The organism is Roseovarius sp. MS2, assembly GCF_051447875.1.
Taxonomy (GTDB): domain Bacteria; phylum Pseudomonadota; class Alphaproteobacteria; order Rhodobacterales; family Rhodobacteraceae; genus Roseovarius; species Roseovarius mucosus_A.
This window is the reverse complement of sequence record NZ_JBKHVF010000003.1, coordinates 84,287-104,601: the sequence shown is the minus strand read 5'-3', so window position 1 is coordinate 104,601 and position 20,315 is coordinate 84,287. Positions and strand designations below refer to the sequence as shown.

The 20,315-nt window shown below is 56.2% G+C and carries 13 protein-coding genes and 5 pseudogenes; 5 read left to right on the top strand and 13 right to left on the bottom strand.

What is annotated here, in order from left to right; all coding sequences use genetic code 11:
• Positions 1-217: 217 nt before the first annotated feature.
• On the bottom strand, positions 218-1,120 hold the full coding sequence (locus ACLGGT_RS21155; protein ID WP_437197593.1) for a recombinase family protein: 903 nt from the start codon (positions 1,118-1,120) through the stop codon (positions 218-220).
• A 226-nt stretch (positions 1,121-1,346) separates the two neighbouring features.
• On the opposite strand from ACLGGT_RS21155, the gene ACLGGT_RS21150 reads away from it, so the two are divergent.
• Both ACLGGT_RS21150 and ACLGGT_RS21145 read left to right on the top strand, forming a co-directional pair.
• Positions 1,347-2,414, top strand: coding sequence for a helix-turn-helix domain-containing protein (locus tag ACLGGT_RS21150; protein WP_437197591.1), 1,068 nt, complete (start codon positions 1,347-1,349; stop codon positions 2,412-2,414).
• A gap of 93 nt (positions 2,415-2,507) precedes the next feature.
• Positions 2,508-2,777: a DUF3427 domain-containing protein gene (locus ACLGGT_RS21145; RefSeq protein WP_437197590.1), complete on the top strand. Its 270-nt coding sequence runs from the start codon at positions 2,508-2,510 to the stop codon at positions 2,775-2,777.
• A gap of 183 nt (positions 2,778-2,960) precedes the next feature.
• Here the strand turns inward: ACLGGT_RS21145 and ACLGGT_RS21140 are convergent, their stop codons facing one another.
• Both ACLGGT_RS21140 and ACLGGT_RS21135 read right to left on the bottom strand, forming a co-directional pair.
• A complete protein-coding gene (locus ACLGGT_RS21140; RefSeq protein ID WP_437197589.1) occupies positions 2,961-4,328 on the bottom strand; it encodes a radical SAM protein in 1,368 nt (455 codons plus the stop codon).
• A 117-nt stretch (positions 4,329-4,445) separates the two neighbouring features.
• Positions 4,446-5,276 carry a DUF547 domain-containing protein gene (locus ACLGGT_RS21135; RefSeq protein ID WP_437197587.1) on the bottom strand — a complete coding sequence of 277 codons (831 nt, stop codon included), beginning with the start codon at positions 5,274-5,276 and terminating at the stop codon, positions 4,446-4,448.
• 209 nt (positions 5,277-5,485) lie between these two features.
• On the opposite strand from ACLGGT_RS21135, the pseudogene ACLGGT_RS21130 reads away from it, so the two are divergent.
• Positions 5,486-5,649, top strand: a pseudogene (locus tag ACLGGT_RS21130) (IS6 family transposase); the annotation flags it as partial.
• A 96-nt stretch (positions 5,650-5,745) separates the two neighbouring features.
• Here the strand turns inward: ACLGGT_RS21130 and ACLGGT_RS21125 are convergent.
• The gene (locus ACLGGT_RS21125) at positions 5,746-7,104 is read right to left on the bottom strand and encodes an ISKra4 family transposase (protein WP_437197586.1); all 1,359 of its coding nucleotides are present in this window, start codon (positions 7,102-7,104) and stop codon (positions 5,746-5,748) included.
• Between the two features lie 67 nt (positions 7,105-7,171).
• Here ACLGGT_RS21125 and tnpC (ACLGGT_RS21120) point away from each other — a divergent pair.
• Positions 7,172-7,810: pseudogene (tnpC, locus tag ACLGGT_RS21120) on the top strand (IS66 family transposase); the annotation flags it as partial.
• Between the two features lie 375 nt (positions 7,811-8,185).
• Here tnpC (ACLGGT_RS21120) and ACLGGT_RS21115 read toward each other — a convergent pair.
• The 8 genes and pseudogenes from ACLGGT_RS21115 to ACLGGT_RS21080 all read right to left on the bottom strand — a co-directional run.
• Positions 8,186-10,630 (bottom strand): hybrid sensor histidine kinase/response regulator, encoded by a 2,445-nt coding sequence (locus ACLGGT_RS21115; protein WP_437197584.1) that lies wholly within the window; start codon positions 10,628-10,630, stop codon positions 8,186-8,188.
• A gap of 153 nt (positions 10,631-10,783) precedes the next feature.
• Positions 10,784-11,548, bottom strand: coding sequence for a type II secretion system F family protein (locus ACLGGT_RS21110; protein ID WP_437197582.1), 765 nt, complete (start codon positions 11,546-11,548; stop codon positions 10,784-10,786).
• A gap of 159 nt (positions 11,549-11,707) precedes the next feature.
• Entirely contained in the window at positions 11,708-12,679 is a 972-nt protein-coding gene (locus ACLGGT_RS21105; protein ID WP_437197581.1) for a type II secretion system F family protein, read from the bottom strand.
• Positions 12,676-14,112 (bottom strand): CpaF family protein, encoded by a 1,437-nt coding sequence (locus ACLGGT_RS21100; RefSeq protein ID WP_437197580.1) that lies wholly within the window; start codon positions 14,110-14,112, stop codon positions 12,676-12,678. Before ACLGGT_RS21100 ends, ACLGGT_RS21105 begins: the two co-directional genes overlap by 4 nt.
• Positions 14,096-15,421, bottom strand: a complete 1,326-nt coding sequence (locus tag ACLGGT_RS21095; RefSeq protein WP_437197578.1) for an AAA family ATPase — start codon at positions 15,419-15,421, stop codon at positions 14,096-14,098. Before ACLGGT_RS21095 ends, ACLGGT_RS21100 begins: the two co-directional genes overlap by 17 nt.
• Positions 15,422-15,440: 19 nt before the next feature.
• Positions 15,441-16,319, bottom strand: a complete 879-nt coding sequence (locus tag ACLGGT_RS21090; RefSeq protein WP_437197576.1) for a hypothetical protein — start codon at positions 16,317-16,319, stop codon at positions 15,441-15,443.
• Between the two features lie 400 nt (positions 16,320-16,719).
• Complete coding sequence (locus ACLGGT_RS21085; protein WP_437197575.1) at positions 16,720-17,286, bottom strand: hypothetical protein; 567 nt, start codon at positions 17,284-17,286, stop codon at positions 16,720-16,722.
• A 330-nt stretch (positions 17,287-17,616) separates the two neighbouring features.
• Positions 17,617-18,261, bottom strand: a pseudogene (locus ACLGGT_RS21080) (IS6 family transposase); the annotation flags it as partial.
• Between ACLGGT_RS21080 and tnpC (ACLGGT_RS21075) the strand changes: the two are divergent.
• Positions 18,254-19,165, top strand: a pseudogene (tnpC, locus tag ACLGGT_RS21075) (IS66 family transposase); the annotation flags it as partial. The pseudogenes ACLGGT_RS21080 and tnpC (ACLGGT_RS21075) sit on opposite strands and share 8 nt — an antisense overlap.
• Before the next feature lie 24 nt (positions 19,166-19,189).
• Here the strand turns inward: tnpC (ACLGGT_RS21075) and ACLGGT_RS21070 are convergent.
• Positions 19,190-20,121, bottom strand: a pseudogene (locus tag ACLGGT_RS21070) (IS3 family transposase); the annotation flags it as partial.
• Between the last annotated feature and the right edge of the window lie 194 nt (positions 20,122-20,315).

Sequence of the window (20,315 nt, the reverse complement as noted above, 5' to 3'; positions counted from 1 at the left end):
AGTGTGAAAGTTATCCACAACACCTATAGGTGTTGTCGTGTAAAAAAACTCAGCAAGTCATTGATATAGATATATTAAATGCAGATCTAACCAAATCGAGCCGCTACTCTGTTGAGTTGGCATATTAGCAGCTAACCCCAAGCAACTAATGGCACTTTCTGCCTCCTGCGGAGTTTTCTCCCGGTCAAATTTTTTGGATTCGGGTCAGAAGCTACATCTAATTTTGGCTCGATTCGTACGGCATGAGGCCAAGTCGTTCCGCCCGCTCCAACAGCATTTTCACCGAAGACGGCTGCCATCTTGTTCGGCCACGAGGCGTGCGTTCGCGCATCGCTTCCAGCCGGGTGCAGATCGCCTGAAGCGTGATGTCGGGGTCCGCGCCCTTGATGCCGGCGACGATGGCGGGCAGACGGTCGTCGGTTTCGCGGCGCCCGGCGCGGGCTAGCACCTCGGCCGGCAGGAAGCCGTCGCCGACATAGGCCTTCACAGCGCGCAAGAGACGGCTTTGGGTCCAGCGACGCGCCTCGGGCAAGGGGCCGTTGATGATGCGCACCACGTCTTCCCAGGCCAAGTCGGGTCGCAACCGGCGCACATGGGGCACCCAATCTTGTGCCGTCTCGTTCAGACGCTCCATGTAGCCGTCTTGTCGCGCCAGCCGTACTTTGCGAAGAGCAGCAGGGTCTTTGGCCCGCAGTCCAGGGTTCCCGCCGACCCGGCCCTTGGTACGGGCGCTCGCCAGCCCTGCTTTGGTACGTTCCCGGATCAGCGCCCGCTCGAACTCGGCCGCGGCGCCCAGAACCTGCAGAGTGAACTTGCCTTGCGGGGATCCGGTGTCGATCGGGTCCTGAATGGAACGAAAGAACGCCCCCTTGGCCTCCAACCGTTCGATCACCTCGAGAAGGTGCGACAGAGACCGTGCGAGCCGGTCGATCCGTACGACAACCAGCGTGTCGCCCTTGCTAATGCGCTCCAGCAAGCGGGCAAGCACCGGCCGGGCACGATTGCCGCCTGAGGCGTGCTCTTCGAAGATCTCGACGCATCCCGCAGTTTGCAGGGCCTCAGACTGGGGCAGGGGGGTTTGATCCTCGGTTGAAACGCGCGCGTAGCCTATCAATGGCATCAAAACAGTCTTTTTGCAGTTTCATATAGCGCCAATAAACGACCGTTTGTAAACGAATGCAAGTAAGTGCTCTCTCGTCGGGCTCGCCCAAAAACCCTTGGTTTCCCTGCGCTGAGCGCCATCTGAGAGGTTCTGCCGGCAGTCGCGCGCGCATACTATATACAGGGCGTCGGCAATCGCCACAAAATCACTTGGGTAATGTGCAAAATACTAGTATTTTGCACATATGAAAACACAAGTCTCTACCTTGACTGATGATTACGACAACCCCCTCATCACCATCGAGGAGGATGAAGAGGCTCACGAAGACGATCTCTGGTTTTTACCTGGGCCACTCGAGGAAGAACCGGATGATTTGCCACCTGGGCCACGGGCGGAACCGCCAGACACTGCTGTCATCGAAGACTGGGCAAAGGCAGAAGGCGTTCACGCTGCGCGACTGGCAAGAGTGGCTGGACGCCTGGGTGCTCTGGATGACAGGCTGCTGCGTGGCCCGGAAGGCTGGCGGCATCGCCTCGCTCTTATCGAGGCAGCGGACCTTAGCTGGTTCGCAGGGGATCGGGTGAGTTCTGATCGTCTGGCGCTTTGGATATCGATGCGGCTGTCAGGTGCACAGGATGACCAGAAGGCCTTGGCACGCGTAGGATGGGCTGTTCGGCGCCTGACAGGCGGTCCCGGACCGAAGGCTGACTTGGCCGCCTTCCTGGATCGCCGCGATCCCAAGAACATTGAAGACAGCGCTGAGCGCCTCAAAGATCGCGCGGGTGGATGGCTGGACGTCATGGCGGCTGCGGGCGACTTGCATCCGATCACTCGAGCCTGCATGGGCTTTCATCTCTGGAGCCTGGCGGGCCTCGGACAGCAGGGAGACCAGATCGAAGCCGCCGTCACCGCGTCTAGGATTGCGGCAAGCGACGGAAGCGGTGCCATCTTTGCGCCGCTCGCCATGGGCGGGGCAGGTGGGCTGCGTGCCTCGGGCTTGCCACCCGAACGCTTGGCCCGCTGGTTGGACGGGATGAACAGCGCAATACTAACGGCGATGCGACATCTGGATTTGATTGAGACTTGGATAGTTCAGGCAGAAGGCGAAATGGCTAAACTGTCGGGCAAGACGCCTCCTGCTTTGCGTGCTTTCTTCGCGGAATGGCCGCTGGTGTCCGCGCCGATGACTGAGACTCAGATCGGTGCCAGTCGCGCGGCGGTGCAACGAAACCTCGCGTGGATGGAAAAGTACGGCTTGATCCGCGAGGTTACAGGGCAGGGGCGGTTCCGGATGTGGCGGATAGAAGCTTAGTATCTGCCCTTGTGATGGCTCAAACACGCGTAAGCGCGCTTATGTCAACTTCCAGACAGTTGCGCCAAAATGCGTCGTCAGGTTTACCAGGTTATGTCGTCACGGCTGAAATGGTTCAGCCAGAAGCAGACGCGGCAGGACAGCAAGCATGGCCGGGTCATCAGCGGTGAGGAAGGCCACGAGGTGCATTTGTTCATCCGCCGCGGTAACAAGGTGAATGGCAAGGTCAATCCGTTTATTTATTGCGGGCAGCTCAGGTTCGCCGGATGGGAAGGAGAGAAACCAATCGAAATACAGTGGGAATTAGCTTCGCCAGCACCGCGCGCGCTTTGGGCGGAGCTCGGAATTCCAGATCGGGATTGATCACTTGGACTGATGCCGCGTGGCGATCCGGACAGCGCCATGCCCATGGCTGAGACAGCCGCGTTGCGGAAATTGGCGGTCGTTGGCATGAAGCGGAACAATGGCTTCTGCTTTCCACTTCTGGAGGCCGTTCCCCCTGAAGAGTTCCAGATGTCATAGCACCAGAAGCGATGAACCCTAGCCTCAAGGCCGGCGAGGCCCTCTTTGCCGCGCCACGGCGGCACGTTGTCGGCCTTTCAAGAGCTTGAAAGGCGTTTGCATGGGCTCTTCCTGATCCGGCGACTTGGTCATTTTCCCTGTGGCAGCACTCCACCACTGGGTGCCTTGTTCATTTTGCACGGGAACAGGTTTGAAGATCAGCGCATCGCGTTTGGCGTTGAAGGCGCACATCGACATCGGACCGTCCGACGTGATCGTCATGAAGACACAGGAGGCGCAGCGCTCCCTGTCCAATTTGTCCGCATCCATGAAACTATGGATCAGAACACTCATCCGGTGCACGCGGGCCCGGCTCGCAATCAGCCCTCCACGCAGCTGCCACAGCAATCCGACCGCTCCCAGAAGACCTCGCAGAGCCAACCCCGGATGTTTGCGCAGCAAGTGCCAGACTACCGGCGCGTTGCGCTGCCCCCCCGGTTGTTCAAGCGCCGGAACCAGCCGGCGCAAAAACGCGGCATCCTGCGTTACTGAAACCGCCTTCTTGGCCGCGACTAGCAAGATGTCATAGCGATTGCACTCGCGATGTCCGATAGCCACGGTATTGTTCAGGTCCGTTTCGAACCCTTTTGAAAGGGCCTCCCAAACAGTGTCGCGCGACAAGGCGCCCGCATGGTGATCCGAAACGCCACGCCCCGTATCGGCACCCATTTGAAATGAAACCAGGGTTACATCCGCGGCGTGGTCGCGAAAAAAACGAGCCACCTGCGGCACCTCCCGAATGTTGCCTTCAAACACGGTCATGTTGAAGAGAATGCGCAGCCCAAGACCTTTCGCCCGTGCAATATAGTCGCGTCTGACGGCGTTCAGGCTGACCTCCGTTGGATAGCCTTTCCGTTCTTCTGTCAGATCAACGTGAAATGCGACATCATTCAGCCCTGCTGCCCGGAGGCGTCGGAGCATGGCTCTCGTTGCGCGGATGCCATTGGTCATCAAACAGGACCGAAGGCCGAGGCGGCGGATCTCCTGGCAGATCGCTTCAAGGTCCTCGATCGAGCGCAATGTCGGATCGCCGCCGCTGATCTGGACTGGCGTATCGGGCCCATAGTGCCGCTCGATCATTGCGATACGGGAAAACAGGATCGGGAGCGGAACGTCGTGGGCAAGCTCGGCACGATCAGACAGATAGCACAGGGTGCAATCGAGGTTGCAGCGCTGCGTTATCTCAAGCGACACGCACGCCACCGGATAGAACCGCCCCGCCGTTTGCAAGTCACCGAATTGACCCGCCGCGAGCAGACCCTCACGCAGAGGTGCTCGCTTGTCTGTCCCCATGAAGTTGCGCCCACGCGCAGCAAATGCCGGATCGCTCGGCGTATCAGTGTCCTTTGCCATGTCGCGCCCTCGTCACTGGTTGATTTCAAAAAAGTTTTTAACAAAGGCTTGCGAGCACGCTTTTGGTGTCATGCGGACGTCTTGAGGGTCAGAGAGTGCAAGGCATATTTCCGGTCGCTACCGCACCTCATTCAACGACCAGTCGTAGTCATACCGATCTATCCGCCCGCGCGCCTCAAGAGCCGCACGCGTTGGAGCCGGGGACTTTGTGATCAGACGCTCAAGCACTTCACCCTCATTGTCTCCGAAATCCTCACGGAACCAGATGTAGATTTTGGAAACCGTGACGCGCCCGTCGTCTCCGATCAGAACCCCTCGCGAATCCGCAAGATAGGCACGTTCTGCGGCCTCCAAAGCCTGCTCGAGGCCTGCACCGCGCCAGGCTTGAGGAGCGAGATTGGGGCAGGAGACCGCAGCGCAATTCAGCGCGTAGTGAATGCGGGGTTCGTTGAAGCTCGGTCGAATGATGCCATGCTCGATATCGTTCAGGCTCAGCGCAACGCCATTAACTGCCAGGTCTTTCCGGTTCCAGGGCCCGATGCTGAACGGCCCGTCCTTGATTTTCCGGATGCTGCTGACCGGATAATGGTCAAGCACCACCCGAATGGTTTGCGCGTTGTAAAGATTGATCCAGAAAGCCAATTGATCGTCACGGGTCAAGTTTCCAGGCGTTATCTGCTGCAAGCCGTTGATGAAACTTACCAGATTGGCGTGATCTGACGCAGTGACGGCATTGTAATTCACACGCGCGACACCTGAGGTATCTTCCGCCCAATAGCGCCTCAGAAACTGGTTGTAAGCCGCGTAGTTCACCCGTTCTGCCCGTTCAGACCTCTGCAAGGCGAAATCTTCGGACAGCAAGACAGGCTTCGGCAAGGCAACCCGTTCAATGGATGCGCAAGCGCCCAGAATGACTGCGAGTGTCGTTGCGATCAGAGCGCGCAGCATGACCAGGTATTCCCTTGTTGGATAAACCGAAGATACGCAGCACGCGGTGAGCGCCACAAGATCGCTCGCGAAGACGTGCGCATTCGCGAGGGGCAGGTGAATGAACTGGACCTGTAACGCTTTCGTGCCGCCCCAAGTGCTTGTTCAAGCCACTTTCCGTTCGGGATTGCCAACTTGTTTGCGGTGCGGCGCCTGGTTAGGCGTTGGGTATGAACATACCATCCTCCATGCCGCGCCTGAAAGGCTACCGTTTCCCTCGTGAATCGTTGCATATGCCGTCTGGGTCTATAATCGCTTCGCGCTCAGCACGGCGGATGTCGAGGATCTTCTCGCCGATCGGGGTGTGATGGTCAGCCGGTGTCGCGTAGCACTTAAATGCGGTATATGAAAGTCAACAAAATCAACGGGGCCGCTTTGCCATTAAATATGGGATCTTGTCTTTAAATCGGGAGTGGGCAAAACTTGGGGGTCATGCGGCTGCTCTTTGGTAGGCGCCGGTTAGCCGACCGTCGAGAACGGCGGCGCGGAGAACAGCCACCCGGTGGGCTCCCTTGGGTGACCATCTCATGCGGCGTCGCTTTCCCATGCGGGTGTTGCCGATGTCGTCCACGCAGCCCTCAGCCCGGGACGAAGAAATCGGAAGACCCGTGCGGTACCGCCGACTATAGTCGGTCAGGCTGTCCATATTGTTCGCAAGGTAGGAATAGAGGTCTCGGCAGCGAGCTTGCACTCGCCGAGCCGCTTCAGTCTCCACGCGGTCATCTGTAACGAGCCGCGCGCAATCGACCATCAACCATTGCAGACTGGTCGTGGCCGTAAGAACTTTTCCATGCCAAAGGTACCATCGCAGCGTTTCGGCCGGACGTTTGAACAGCACTGGAATGCCGGAGAAACTCCTGCTCTGCAGCAGGCCCTTTACGGCGTTCTCGACATGCTGAATGCGCATCGAGATATGCCACCAATCGAGGATGTGGCGGACCTTCCCACCGACGGCATTGCGGACGAGGTTTGGCAGGGCTGGTTCCCCGTCCGAAATTACCGTGACGGCTTGTTCGTGATCCCACCCGAGAGCCCTCAAGTCCTGGCGAAGCTGACTAGCAGGTGACAGGACCGCCTGTTGCACCAAGCCGAAGCGGCGGCACCTATCGTGGCTTTCGATCTTGCCGACCACAACATCGAGGTGTCGCTTCTGATATTCCGGCCTGCATCGGATATGCGCCCCGTCCAGGAAAACCGTCAGCGCAGGCGCCTCTTCGGCGGCTGAAGGAACCAGCGGCTCAGTTTGCTCGCTGTCGCAGATCTCCCGGGCAACTTTACCCAGTCGATTGCGCACCGATGTGTGCATCTGCTTCGCGCAAGGCAGAAAGGTTTCCAGGATACGCGCCGCTTCCCGGAAGGAATGACGCGCCCCAAGTTCGGCTTGAAGGCGTCGCAGTTCCGGGGTCGATCGATCCGGAAAAAAGTGAGTGAGAGGCGAAAGCGGTCCGCCCAACACAACATCGGATTTTGCATTGCAGGCACAGCGGCGAATGCGCGGCACCTTGACCTCGAACCTGCCGAAGAGCGTGTCGAGCACCCGAGACCGATAATCATGTATGGCCCGGACCCCGTCGCAGTCGGGACAGATCCTGATTGCTTGAGAAATCTCCTCGATCTGGTCGAGCAGGATCGCTTTCTGCAACTGCCCGAGGATCGTCTTTGCATCTTCGAGCAACAACCCGAACCCCTCAGGCTGCGTGCGTCGAAACGGGCGGGACAAACGGTCGAAATGATGCCTCTTTGTGGTTCCGTTCTCAAGGGTCGTCTCGACAATAATCCGCACTTCCATGGCAGTCCCCTTCTCAATGAACCACCAACATACACAGACACCCCAAGTTTTGCCCACTCCCCAGTGTGCCGGATTTAAAGGCAACGCGACAGCGCCAGAGCCTGACGGCATGCAGCGTTTGCGGGAGGCCGCCTGTTGGGCGCATCTGCGGCGCGACTTCCATGACTTCTGGACCTCGACCAAATCCGAGATCGCTCGCGAGGCGCTCGATCGGATCGGCAAGTTCTACGACATCGAGCGCGATATCAACGGTCAGCCCGCCAACGTCCGCTATGCGGCACGTCAAAAACTTACCCAGCCCAAGGTCGAGGCTTTCTTTGCCTGGTCTGAACAGCAGCTTCTGCGCATCCCCGGCAAAAGCGATCTGGCCAAGGCGTTCCGCTATGGCCTCGCGCGGCAGGAGGCCTTCAGCCTGTTCCTGACCGACGGGCGTGTGGCCATCGACAACAATCCGGCCGAACGCGCCCTGCGCCCGATTGGAATAGGACGTAAAAACTGGCTCTTCGCGGGCGCAGATACCGGCGCGGAAACCCTCGCGCGCGCGATGACGGTCATTGAAACGGCCAAGCTGAATGGTCTCGACCCGCTGGCCTATCTCGCCGACATCCTCGACCGCATCCACGATCACAAGATCAACCGGCTCGATGACTTGCTGCCGTGGAACTGGTCGCCAGTGGCATCCGCAATGAGCAGTCAAGCCGCGTAGGCCGCGGTATCAACGAGGCGGTTACCGTAAGGTCGACCATAAGGTCGGACTTACCATCACCCAACGCGCCCCGTCAGACGGCCCCCGCCGGAGCGTTACACTACAACGAGGAACGGCCACACAGTGCGATCGGCAACAAAGCCCCGATCATGCTTACGAAATAAGGGAGCATCACCAGCCTGTCACCCTGAGCGAAGCCGGAAAACTCTGCCTTCGGGCGGTCCAAGGTTGGGGTTCGGATCAGAAGCCAAACGGTTCCCAGTCCGGCTGGATGAAAGTTCAGTGGCAGGTCACTTTCTCATATCAACTTTAGGCGGCTTGACCGCCTCGGTCGTGCTGGCAACCCAAAGCCTGTCAGGATCACATGAAGGGTTCTTAGGTCTCGAAAAACTCACTGGCAATTTTGCGCAACTGGACAATTGAAAGGGGTTTCTCCAGTGCGTAATTGGCTCCTGCAGCCTCCAGTTCAGCACACTCCGACCCCATGGTGGATGCTGTGATGCCGACAATCGGCGTGTCGGTGTCCGTTTGCCGGATCAGTTTTATGAGTTCTGACCCGAGAAGGCCGGGCAAAAGTTGATCCATCAGAATGAGGTCCGGCTTATTCTTTTGATACGCAATAAGCCCCTCATCGCCGCTTTCTGCCCAAAGCGTTGTTCCGAATATCCGGCGCAATCTTGCTGTGGTGATCTCACCGACCACGCGATTATCTTCAACCAGCAGTACGGTCTTGCTTTCGTATGTGATGTCTTGCTCGCTCATATTCTTATGCTCCATCTTCGTGTAGCGCGACGATTTCTCCAAGCGTGCCGGATGGGTGAACACAAAAGTGCACCCCGTTTTAGTTATCCCGTCATAGGGCCCTGTCGCCGGTCCATTGATGTCGGAGCGCAGATTATCTTGGTCTACCTTATGTCCCTTGAGATAGACGTCCCCCCCAAGCGTGCGTGCCGCCTTTCTGGCAGTGTAGAGGCCTAGGCCCACATGGTCATCGCCAGCGCCGGTGCCACTTGAATCGAAAGGCCGGAAGATAGTGTCTACCTCTGCGGCAGGGATACCTTGTCCATTGTCACTGATCTGCCAGATGACAGTCAGATCATTGCCGCTATTGAGGCTCAGAAGCACGCTCAGAGTGACCTCTGTCCCGCCGGAATGGATGATAGCATTGTGAAGTAATTTCAGCAGCGCAATATAGACACGACCATAATCACCGCTGAGCAGCGTACTGCTGGTTTGGGACAAGGAGAAGATCAAAGAAACCCCATTGGCAGCGGCCGCACCTCCAAGAGTCTCGCGCAGGTGATTAGCGACTTCATTCAGAGTGAACACCATTTGCTGGGTGCGTAACTCGCCGCCGCTGCTGTGCAGTCTCAGATCGTCTAGAACAGCGACAACCCGCCCGAGGGACTTGCGGAAATTGCCTGACACTTCCCTCCATCCAATACCGGAATCAAGCTCTTCTGCTAGCATACTAAGGATCGCGGCGGGAGTGCGAAGCTCATGTGCGGCCACAGACAGCAGTCGTTCTTCGCGAACCAGTGCCTCTCCCAGCAATTTCTCGAAATGCTGGGCCCGCGTTTCATGTTCAAGTTCCTCGGTCACGTCGAGTGCTCCGATGACCGCGCTGCCAGGGCCTTGAGCCAATACGTGAATTTCGAACAGCCGAGAAGATGACTGCGCTTCAACATTGTGATCGTCGAGACCTGGTAACTGGTCGGCCATAAGCGGAAGCGTCATTACGAGGCGTGGTTGATTGGACGCGCCTTTCCTTCCTTCCATTATGTCGATCAACCGGAGCAGTTGGGCCGGCTGTGATCTGGCAAAGAACCGCGCAAACGAAATCGGACGGCTTCGGGAATCATATGCCGCGATCGGTGAAATCGTCTTGTGCTGCAAGTCGACAGAATAGAGCTTTCCTGCTCCACGATGCGTGAAGAGATGCCAAAGCTTGGCGATGTGGCGGCCTTCACTCTGGCCCCGACGCAATGTTGAGACGTCCTGCTCACGAATAAGGATCAGGGTCACGAACGCGGTAGCTCCCGCTAACAGCAAATCTGCCGGAGCGCCAGCCGCCATTCCGATCGGCATGGGATAGTAGAACAACACCGCGGGCACCAAGAAGATCGCTCCAACCAGCCCAATCGGAGCGGTCAGCCCCCCATCAATCACAACCGAAAGAACAATCATGATCAAGACTACGAACATCAACGCTTCGGTCTCTGCCCCCGGGAGCGCTGTGCGCATACTGGTCAGCATCAAGCCTCCTGCCAAAGCCAGACCGAGTGCAATTCCCCAGATAAGGTTATGCCCGGATCTCTCAACCGCTTGTCCCGCAAACTGCACCACCAGCAACGTCGCCACCGAGAGGCACATGGCGCCAGCGATGCTCTTTGGTAGGGCGTCGAGGCCCGTAGCCAACGTTGTCCCTAAAAACCAATGTGTGGCAAAGAAAATTCCACCGGTCAAAACACCGAACTGCATCAGCAGAACAATGGTCGCTTGCGCTCGGTTAGCCCGCCTCACTGACGCGGGCCATAGTTCTCTCAGCATCCGCGCGGTGGCGTTTAGAAAAATCGCCAATGTCAGCCCGAGGGCAAAAGCGGAAAATCTAGCAAACCAGTCGCCGGTCCACTCTGAGGTTGCGCGCACAAGAATTGCGGGGCCGATCGTAATCATCAAACCGCAGAGTGTGACAATGATCCAGTTGCGCGCGTTGCGCCATTGAAACAGGCTCTGATCCAGAGCGAAAAGCCCGGCTGCCGTCGAAATGCTTAGAACGGTCAGGTAAAGTGCCACATCGTTGATGGGCCACACCGTCATCAGAAGCCAATAACAGATGCTTGCTGCCAACACGAGAACTACGAGCACTCCCCTAGCTTGTCGCGATGACAGGAGGCCTGGATCAAGGGTCGACGTTGCGGTGTCGACCGCTGTCCATTTTTGAGATGATAGTTCGTTCATTTCGCTGTGGGATCAGAAGCTCTGTAAAATGCTGTAGACTGCCGGTGTCAGCAGCAGCAGTAGCAACGATGGCACGGTAAACATCATGGTGCCTAGTGTCATTTTCGTTGGCAGCATATTCGCTTTTTCCTCTATTCTGCTAAAACGGCGCTCTCGTTGTTCTTCTGCATAAATTCGGAATGTGTCTGATATCGGCGTGCCCATGCTTGACGCTTGCAAAACCACCGCTGCAAAGGATTGCAGGTCTAAATTGTCCGTGACATAGGCAAGACGCGCAAAAGCGTCTGCGCGATCTTCTCCAGCTTTTAGAGCCTCTGACGTGGCCGCGAACCTCGCTGCAAGTTCCGGATGAATGCGTTTCATGGACCGCGCAACACGGGTTAGGCTCTGATCTAGGGATTGTCCCGCCTCAACACAGACCAGCATTAGATCCAGAGCATCCGGGAGGTCGCGCGCAATTCGATCGACATAGCGCTGGGCCAACCTCCTAACCAGCAAACTGGGCAGGGTATACCCCATCAAAAAGCCAAACGCGCAAAACAGTAACCAACGATCAGTTGGGAGGTTCGAGAGGATAGACAAACCGATAAGCATGCAAAACGCAATTATGGCGGCGGTCAGCCCGCTTAGCAATTTCACGAACGAGTATTGATAAAGAACGCCCGGCCCCGAAAAGCCTGCCTGAAATAGCCTTTTACGTCGATGTTCCTGTTTGGCACTACCGCCATTTCCCGACAGAAGCCGCATGATCGAAACCAGCTTCGAGTCAGTGTCCATAGTCTGTCGTAGCGAAATTCGAACCTCTTCGGTCTCTTGTGCGCTGGGCCTTTGTGTAACGACACTAACTACTGCCAGCACTATCAGAGCGATGCCTGCCATGGTTGAGACTGACAACAAGACAGGCGAGAAAGACTCGATCATCGGATTACACGGGCCCTATGCTTGCAATCTGATCATGCGCTGCATGAATAAAATGTTGCTCAACAACAAAAATGCGATCAAAGCCAGCATCGGCCTAAAAAAATCGGCCTGTGAAACTTCCGCGAAATAATCCGGCTGAATAAGGAAAAGCATCACAGCCGCAAAAATTGGAAACGCTGATAGAAAGCGTCCCGACCATCGTGCCTCTGAAGTGATAGTGGCAATCTTCCTCTTTAACTTTTGACGGTTGCGGCAGATGATAGTCAATCGCGTCAGTACATCCACCAAATTGCCCCCACTGTTGTTGTGAATCTCGACGACAGTCGCAAAAAAGTGGATGTCCTGATTTTCACAACGATAGGCTAATTCTTGCAATGCAACCGTGAGATCATGGCCATAGCTGATTTCCTGTGCCGTAGTCGCGAACTCTTCGCCGATGGGACCGTCAATGGCGGTTCCGACCATACGCAGCGCATTGTTGATGGGCGAGCCGACCTTTAGAGACCGGATGATCACATCCAGCGCTTCGGGTACCTTTTCGGAAATGAGCGTCAGACGTCGCTTGCGGAGGTGCTGATGTAACACGACTCGCGCCCCAACAACGGCAATGCCGGCTATAAGAAAGGCAAAAACGGGATTAAACTGCAGGACCCACGCGAGACCCAACCAGATCAGAAAAACGGCTGGCACAATCATGAGCGCCTCACGCTTGATATGCCCAACATACCACGTGATTAAATGGCGGGCAGCATCCTTCAGCGAACTCGCTTCATTCCACGCTGCTATTTGTACATCGCGACGCAGAACAATCCGATCCGTTTGAATAGCATTCCCTGCGCGCACATGGTTCGGATTGGACTGCGCATAGCGTGACAACAACCGGTTTCTGCGTTCGCGCCTGATACTGAGAATGCGCAGAACGGTCGACATCAGAATCAGAGTCATACCAATGCTCAAAGTGGCCGATAAGAGCACATCAAGGATCATGCTTCCGAGGTTCCGTAGAGATTCGCAGGTAGGACTACGCCCCATCGTTTGAAGCGCTCTGTGTAATGCGATCTTATACCGTTGCTGACAAATTTGCCCTCAACCCGCCCGTCGGGATCGGTGCCAAGATGCTCGAATTGGAACAACTCTTGCATCGAGACCACGTCCCCTTCGCATCCAGTGATTTCAGTAAGAGATACAACGCGGCGCGTTCCGTCCTGCATGCGGCTGATCTGGATAATCAGGTTGACTGCGCTGGCCACTTGACGCCGCAGCGCGCTCAGAGGCATCTCAAATCCGGCAAGAGCCACCATGTTTTCAATGCGGCCTACGGCATCACGAGGTGAATTTGCGTGAATTGTTGTCATGGAGCCATCATGACCAGTGTTCATCGCTTGCAACATGTCGATAACTTCTTCACCACGCGTTTCACCGACGATGATCCGATCAGGCCGCATCCGAAGCGCATTCCGCAAACAATCGCGTTGTGTCACTTCGCCCTTGCTTTCCATGTTGGACGGCCGGCTTTCTAGACGTCCAACATGTTCTTGTTGCAGATTGAGTTCGGCAGTGTCTTCGACTGTCAGGATGCGTTCACGCGGACCGATGAAAGCAGAAAGGGCATTCAATAAAGTCGTTTTGCCCGATCCAGTACCGCCAGATATCACGATGTTCAACCGGCTTTTCACCGCCGCGCGCAGGTAAGCTGCCATGCTCTCGGACATAGCCCCGAATGCCATCAGTTGATCAATGCTTAGCGTATCCTTACGAAACTTGCGAATGGATACCAGAGTGCCATCAACTGCAATGGGTGAGATGATTGCGTTAAGACGGGAACCATCGGGCAGCCGGGTGTCCACATAAGGATTGAGGTCGTCGAGACGGCGACCCACTGCCGAGACAATCTTTTGCAGGATGCGCCGCAAATGCGCTTCATCGCTGAACTGAATGTCGGTTTTATCAAGAATGCCGTTCTCTTCAACATAGACCCGATCCGGACCGTTGATCAGAATGTCCGATATCCGTTCGTCCTTCATCAGGATTTCCAACGGACCTAGACCCATCACTTCATAATAGAGATGATCGACAATCTGATCCCGATCTGATCGAGAAAGAACAACAAGTTGATTGGGCATCAGCTTGTCGACAATGACACCAATCTCTTGCCTGATATCGGCCTCAGTCGCCTTCTCCAATGCTGAAAGGTTCAGCGTGTCAAGCAGCATGCGATGGGCCTCAGATCGCATCTGCGAGAGAGCCGTCCGCCGCTTCTTGGCTGCATCGCTGTTCGTAACAGACTGTGACCCGGCCGACTGCTTGGCTGGCGGCATCGGCATCTTGCTCAGTTTAGCAAACTGCATTGTTTCATCATCGGCGGTGCCACTGCCTTCGGCCGCATTCTCGGCCCGAGTATCTCTATAATTCTTGAACATGCATTCTTCGACCGTGCTGCGCGGATTTACAGAGCGTCAAGATACTCTTACGGAGTGGGTTTCCAGGAGTGTGTCGCGCGAGAGGACTGCCAAGATCGCAGGCGTCGCTCACCTCAGCTCCCCCAGCTGAAAAGCTATAGGCAAGCTCGGCGTCAAGGCCGATAAGAAAGGGCGCCATTAAATCCGGCCAGTCTGCGGGCAGAACGTTCGGCACCTTGTTCAATATATAGCAAAAGGTCAGGCTAGGAATATTATTCTCATCCAAGAGGCTGCGCAACTTGTGAGCGTTGCGCACACACCGAATCTGCCGGTTGGCGACACAGATCACCATATCCACATTTTTATAGATATCTCCACTCCAATCGCTGACGATCGTTGGCATGTCAATTATTATGATCGGCGCTAATTTTTTTGCCATGTCAATAAGTCGGACCGCCCCACCAAATCCAAGTGCGTCGACAGGAAGCATCTGAGCAGGAGAGGGTAACACATTGAGATTGGCGGAATATGCCGTGATGCACTCTTTGAAGCCCTGATAATCTAGAACATCGATGTTTTGGTATACATCAATGATGCGCGAGGTTTCATCAATGTTGAGATAGGTCGCCACATTCCCATGCTGTACGTCAAAATCCAGAAGACAAACAAGGTCACTCGGCTCTAATGCAGCCAGTTCATAAGCGATATTCACTGCCAGTGTCGTCCCGCCGACGCCTCCGGCCAAGCCCTGCACTGCGATGGATAACGGTCGTTGTGCCATCGTTTGATGCAGAAAACGCGTTCGTTCGCTCGGTACGTTGGCCAGTTTGCGCCGTGGGTTCAATTTGGAAATGCGGTTCAAAAGGGGCGCGAAGAGTGAATGGACCTGTCCCTCGCCCGACTTTTGGGCACTTACGGACGACACCTGTTCAAACCGCTCGTTGCTTGGTGGGTTTTTCAATACATCCGGCAGCTTATTGATATTCCGAGGGTCCAAGACTATCGCGGAAAGCGGCAGTTCAAGATTTGCCAGAGTGGCTTGGCCACAGATAACGATGAGATGGCGTGAACAGCGCCCCGCAAGCTCGAGGATTGCATTTGCCTGTTTCATGATTGAGAGTTCTGTTGGCGCGAGCACAACAAGAATGATATCTAAAACCTCTGCCTCATCCGCGGCAGCGCGCTCAAGCATGCTGAGCGCCTCGCGCAAGTGGAGATCCTTCCTCAGATAATCCGGCAGCAACGGCAAGCATTCTGCGAGGATCAGAACCGCTGCCGTACTGTCAGAAATAGTGAAAATGCGTTGTTTCTCCTGTCCGCGCTGATTCATGCTCGGCACCTGTTTGCCATCATCTGCAAGGAACCTCTATTTGAGTGCGCTGCGCGGATCGCACCACGGTAAGCGAACAGGTCTGCTCTTGTTCGTTGGGGACAACTGTAGACACATACCGCTCAAGCGAACCCAACACGTTGCCTGAGCCTCGTTGGCCTGTCTCTGCCTGCGAACGCTCAGTCTGCTGTATTACAGGCTCTTGCTCGGATTGGGTGGAGCCCGCGCTTAAAAGGGTTCTTCTCTCCTGAGTGAGCCGGAGATCGTTTCCTGCGTAAAGACCGCCGAGCGTGTCAATCAGCTCCTGAGGCCCGAGCAGAACGACCTGTGCTCTTCCCTCATCGCCCAAATCGATGGCCGAAATCAGAATGAGATCTTTGGCCAGAGTGCGAGTCATACTCGGTCTACCGGATTGTTTGGTTGCGCCGCTTACGTCCACGACGGCACCGACCTGAAAGCTGGCAATGTCCTCGTTTGTAACTTCGATTACTATCGCGGCATTGCCTAGGGGAAGCGGAACGTCTTGCGTCACAATCTGACCCGCACGCACCACATCACTCCAAAGAACCAGATCACCTGCCTTCAGAGCACGAAGGGCCATCAGAGGTCGATCACTGTCGTCACTCAAATCGTCCAGATTACGTATCATTCTGTCGTGAAGATGATCAGAATATAGATCCACGTGCTGCAGATCCGCATCCTGCAAAATCGCACCAGGTTCAACGTTCCGCACCAATACCACGGCTGTCGCCCGGGCCGGGAGCTGCGCACGGACTCGAACCGCCTCTTCAAGGCGCTGCTCGGCCGTGTTTACATATCTAAAAGTAAAGAAACCAGATAGCAGAACCAGACTGCATCCGCCTACAAGCAAGTAAATGTACCATACCCGTCTCAGCATGGTGGACACTCCATCTGAAGCTCTGCACTTTGAAGGCCATCAGCTAGACGGCGGGGCAGGTCCAAGTGCATCGCTGATCAAATCCCTGAATGTTCCAAGTACGCCACCGGCATCTTCACTCAGAATAATCTCTCTGACGCCCACCGCAAGTGCAACGAGCGCCGCAGCCAATACAACCCATTCGATAGTCACAGCCCCCGAGGTATCGCTCCAGTGCGACCTGAGCTTAGATATCATCGCCCGAACGTATTCTCTATACGGTTTCATAGCACTACTCCTATTCTCAAACAAGTTTTCCCTGCTTGAAATCTCGCTGTCCGATCACGCTTTATCCAATAAGTTGATCAGTCCCTATTGGACCCGATTGTTGTTTGTGCTCGAAACCGATTTCAGTCGACCGTTAAACGACAACAGAGTGACGAAACTGGGCATTGTTCCGTCGTGCAGAAATAACGCCGCGAACAAATTGCTCCTCATTCAGCGGGAACTTCAACGTCACGTCACATGCCATCATGCGCTCTGCCGTCAGATCGTCTCCGCGCACCTCACTCGAAATGAGCATTAGAGGCAATTGTGGTGCAGCACGGCGCACCCGCATGCAGAAATCAACGGCGTCCTCAACATCTCCAATAAAGTCTGAGTCAACGACAAGATAGTCCACAAGCTCTGCATATTTCAGCAACCATCCTGTATCCAGAGCCGGTTCAGACACGATCATGAGGTCACCGCCCAATTGGGCGAGCCACTCGCGACAACTCAATGCACTCGTGTCGAACTCGCCACAATAAAGCGAGAGGCCACGCGGACAAAGCTCAATTGCATGATCGTGCCGCGCCTTAGATCTGAGGCCGAACGGATCAGCATCGCTTGGGTTCGTTACGAGATCGACCCTTCCGGCCTCGCCGTTTCGAGCACTGCCTTGTGCTAATAATTTTTGGCGTTCCCCTAGTCTGTAAACAGCGGCCATGACATTTCCTATCCGGGTCAGTGCAAGTACATGTATCCGAAAGATACAACCTTTTGATTCAAATCTCAAGGCACTCAAGCGGACACTTTTGGCGATAATGTGGTACGGTTCCGCCGTTGTTCCGATCTAACCATCCACTACTGTCTCCTCGAAGCTCTCGAAGCGGGGAGTGGGCAAAACTTGGGGTGTCTGTGTATGCTGGTGGTTCATTTAGAAGGGGGCTGCCATGGAAGTGCGGATTATTGTCGAGACGACCCTTGAGAACGGAACCACAAAGAGGGCATTGCCAAGTTGTTTCGGATTTATTTTAGAAAGCCACTTAAGTTGATTTCAAGCCACCATCTCGGCAGCATAGTCTGTCCAGAGGCAAAAAGCATCTGCCCGGGCATGGCGATAGGATATGGCAGTGAGGCTGTAGCGACGCGGTCGGAAGATGTTGTTAATCTGGTCGTGTGCGGTAAGGAAACGTTGTGCTTGTCTGGGCGACTTGAATCGGCCCATGATTTTCTCCCGTCGTCGCGTCGGCCTGTGACTGCCTTCAATCTTGTTGTTGAGGCCTTTGTGGGCGCGATGATCGACGCCCGGTGCTTGATGGGCAATCGGCTTGATGTAGCTACGCAGCTTGTCTGTGGTGACAACCCTTGGCTTGCCAAATTGCGCGATCAGCCTTGCCATGAAACGCTTGGCAGCTTTCGCATTTCGGCGCGTTTGAACAAGAATATCGAGCGTATCACCGTTGGCGTCGACAGCACGCCAGAGCCAATGCTTCAAGCCGTTGATCGGAATCACAACCTCGTCGAGGTGCCATTTGTCGTTCGGTCGCGGCCGGTCACGGCGGATGCACGCGGCGAAATGCGCTCCAAACCGATTGACCCAGCCGCGTATTGTTTCCCGGCTGACCATCACGCCACGTTCGGCAAGCAGATCTTCAACATCCGCCGTACTCAGCGCAAAACGATGGTATGCCCTGATCGAGGCGCATGTCTTCACCGCGGCCCGGCTGCATGGTGACGACACCACGGTGCCGCTGTTGGCCCGTGGCGGCACGAAAACCGCCCGGCTCTGGACCTATGTGCGCGATGATCGTCCCTTCGACGGGACCGCGCCGCCCGCGGTCGTGTTCCGCTTCTCCCCCGATCGCGCTGGGGAACATCCGACGAAACATCTGACAGGCTGGCAGGGCATTCTGCAGGCCGACGCCTATGCCGGGTACAACCAGCTCTACGACGCCGCCCGGCAGCCCGGGCCGGTGACATCGGCGCTGTGCTGGGCCCACGCGCGGCGCAAGTTCTTCGAACTCGCCGATGTGCAGACCAACATCCGCAAGGGCAAGTCGCCCAAGGAGATCTCGCCCATCGCCGTTGAGGCGGTGAAGCGCATCGACGCGCTGTTCGAGATCGAGCGCATGGTCAACGGGCAAACCCCGGAGGCACGGCTGGAGATGCGACAGCACCAATCGGCCTCGCTGGTCGCGGACCTGGAGCGCTGGCTTCGCAGCGAACGCGCCCTTCTGTCGAAACATGCCAAGGTGGCCAAGGCCATCGACTACCTGCTGTCATCCAACCACTGGCCTGGCTTCACGCGGTTCCTCGAGGATGGGCGTGTCTGCCTCTCGAACAATGCCGCCGAACGCTCCCTGCGCGCGGTGGCCCTAGGCCGGAAGGCGTGGCTCTTTGCAGGCTCCGAACGGGGCGGCCAGCGCGCGGCGGCGATCTACACCTTGATCGGCACGGCCAAGCTCAACGACATCGACCCCCAGGCATGGCTCGCCGACGTCATCGCTCGCATCTCCGACATGCCTGTCTCACGCCTCCACGAATTGCTCCCGTGGAACTGGAAACCGGCAGGCCAACCCAAAACCTCCGTCAAGGCCGCATAGCCGCGGTACTCGGCGTATGCTTACGAACTTGCCATTGAAGGCTTCGATGAAGGCGTTGTCCGTCGGCTTTCCTGGCCGTGAGAAGTCGAGCGTGACGCCACGCTGATAGGCCCACAGGTCCATGTCGCGGGAGATGAACTCACTACCCTGATCGACCCGGATCGTCTTGGGGTAGCCCGATCTTCGACATACACGGTCCAGCGTGGCGACAACGTCTTCACCCCGGTTGAACCGAGCGTCGAGCACCGGAACGTAGCGCGAGAACGTGTCCACCACGGTCAGAATCCGAAGCTTCTTGCCCGTTGCGAGCTGGTCATGGACAAAATCCATGCCTCAGACATCGTTTGGACAAACGGCTTCGGTTCGGTCATCACGCAGCTTGGCTTTCACCCGCCGCTTCGGCGTCTTGTTCCTGAGCTGCATGCCCAACTCCCTGTAAATGCGATAGACTTTCTCGATGTTGATGCCCCAGCCCTCGCGGTCCAAGAGCACATGAACCCGGCGATAACCATAACGCACGCGTCTCTCGCAAATCTCCTTGAGCCGCTTCTCCACAGCAGCCTGATCGACGCGGCGGGATTTGTAGTGAAACGTCGAACGGTCAAAGCCGATGGCCCCACAGGCCGTTCGGATCGAGACCGCCCAATCGCTGCACATCCCGCGAACCAGTTCGCGCAAACGACCAGGCTTCAGATCTTTCGCCGGATGACATCCTGCAGCATCTCTCGATCCAAGGTCAGGTCGGCCACGATCTTCTACAACCGACTGTTCTCGTCTTCGAGCTGCTTGAGCCGCTCCATCTTGGACGGCAGCAAACCCGCATACTTCTTCTTCCAATTGAAGTAGGTCGCCTGGCTGATGCCAGCCTTGCGGCAGATCTCGGCAACAGGTGTGCCTTCCCCGCCCTGCTTGAGGATGAACGCCTTCTGCGCGTCCGAAAACTTCGATGCCTTCATGTGATTCCGCTCCTCTCCCAGCCGGGAAATCGTAGCGGAAAACTCCACCTTCAAACGGTCCAGTTTGCGGGGATCAGATCAGGAGCTCACATCGCCCTGAGCAGAAGGTTGCGTCGATAACATCGGAACATCCGCATGACAAAACGCCGCCAAATGGGATGGCCACCGCCGGGCGCACATCGCGTCGCCGTTAC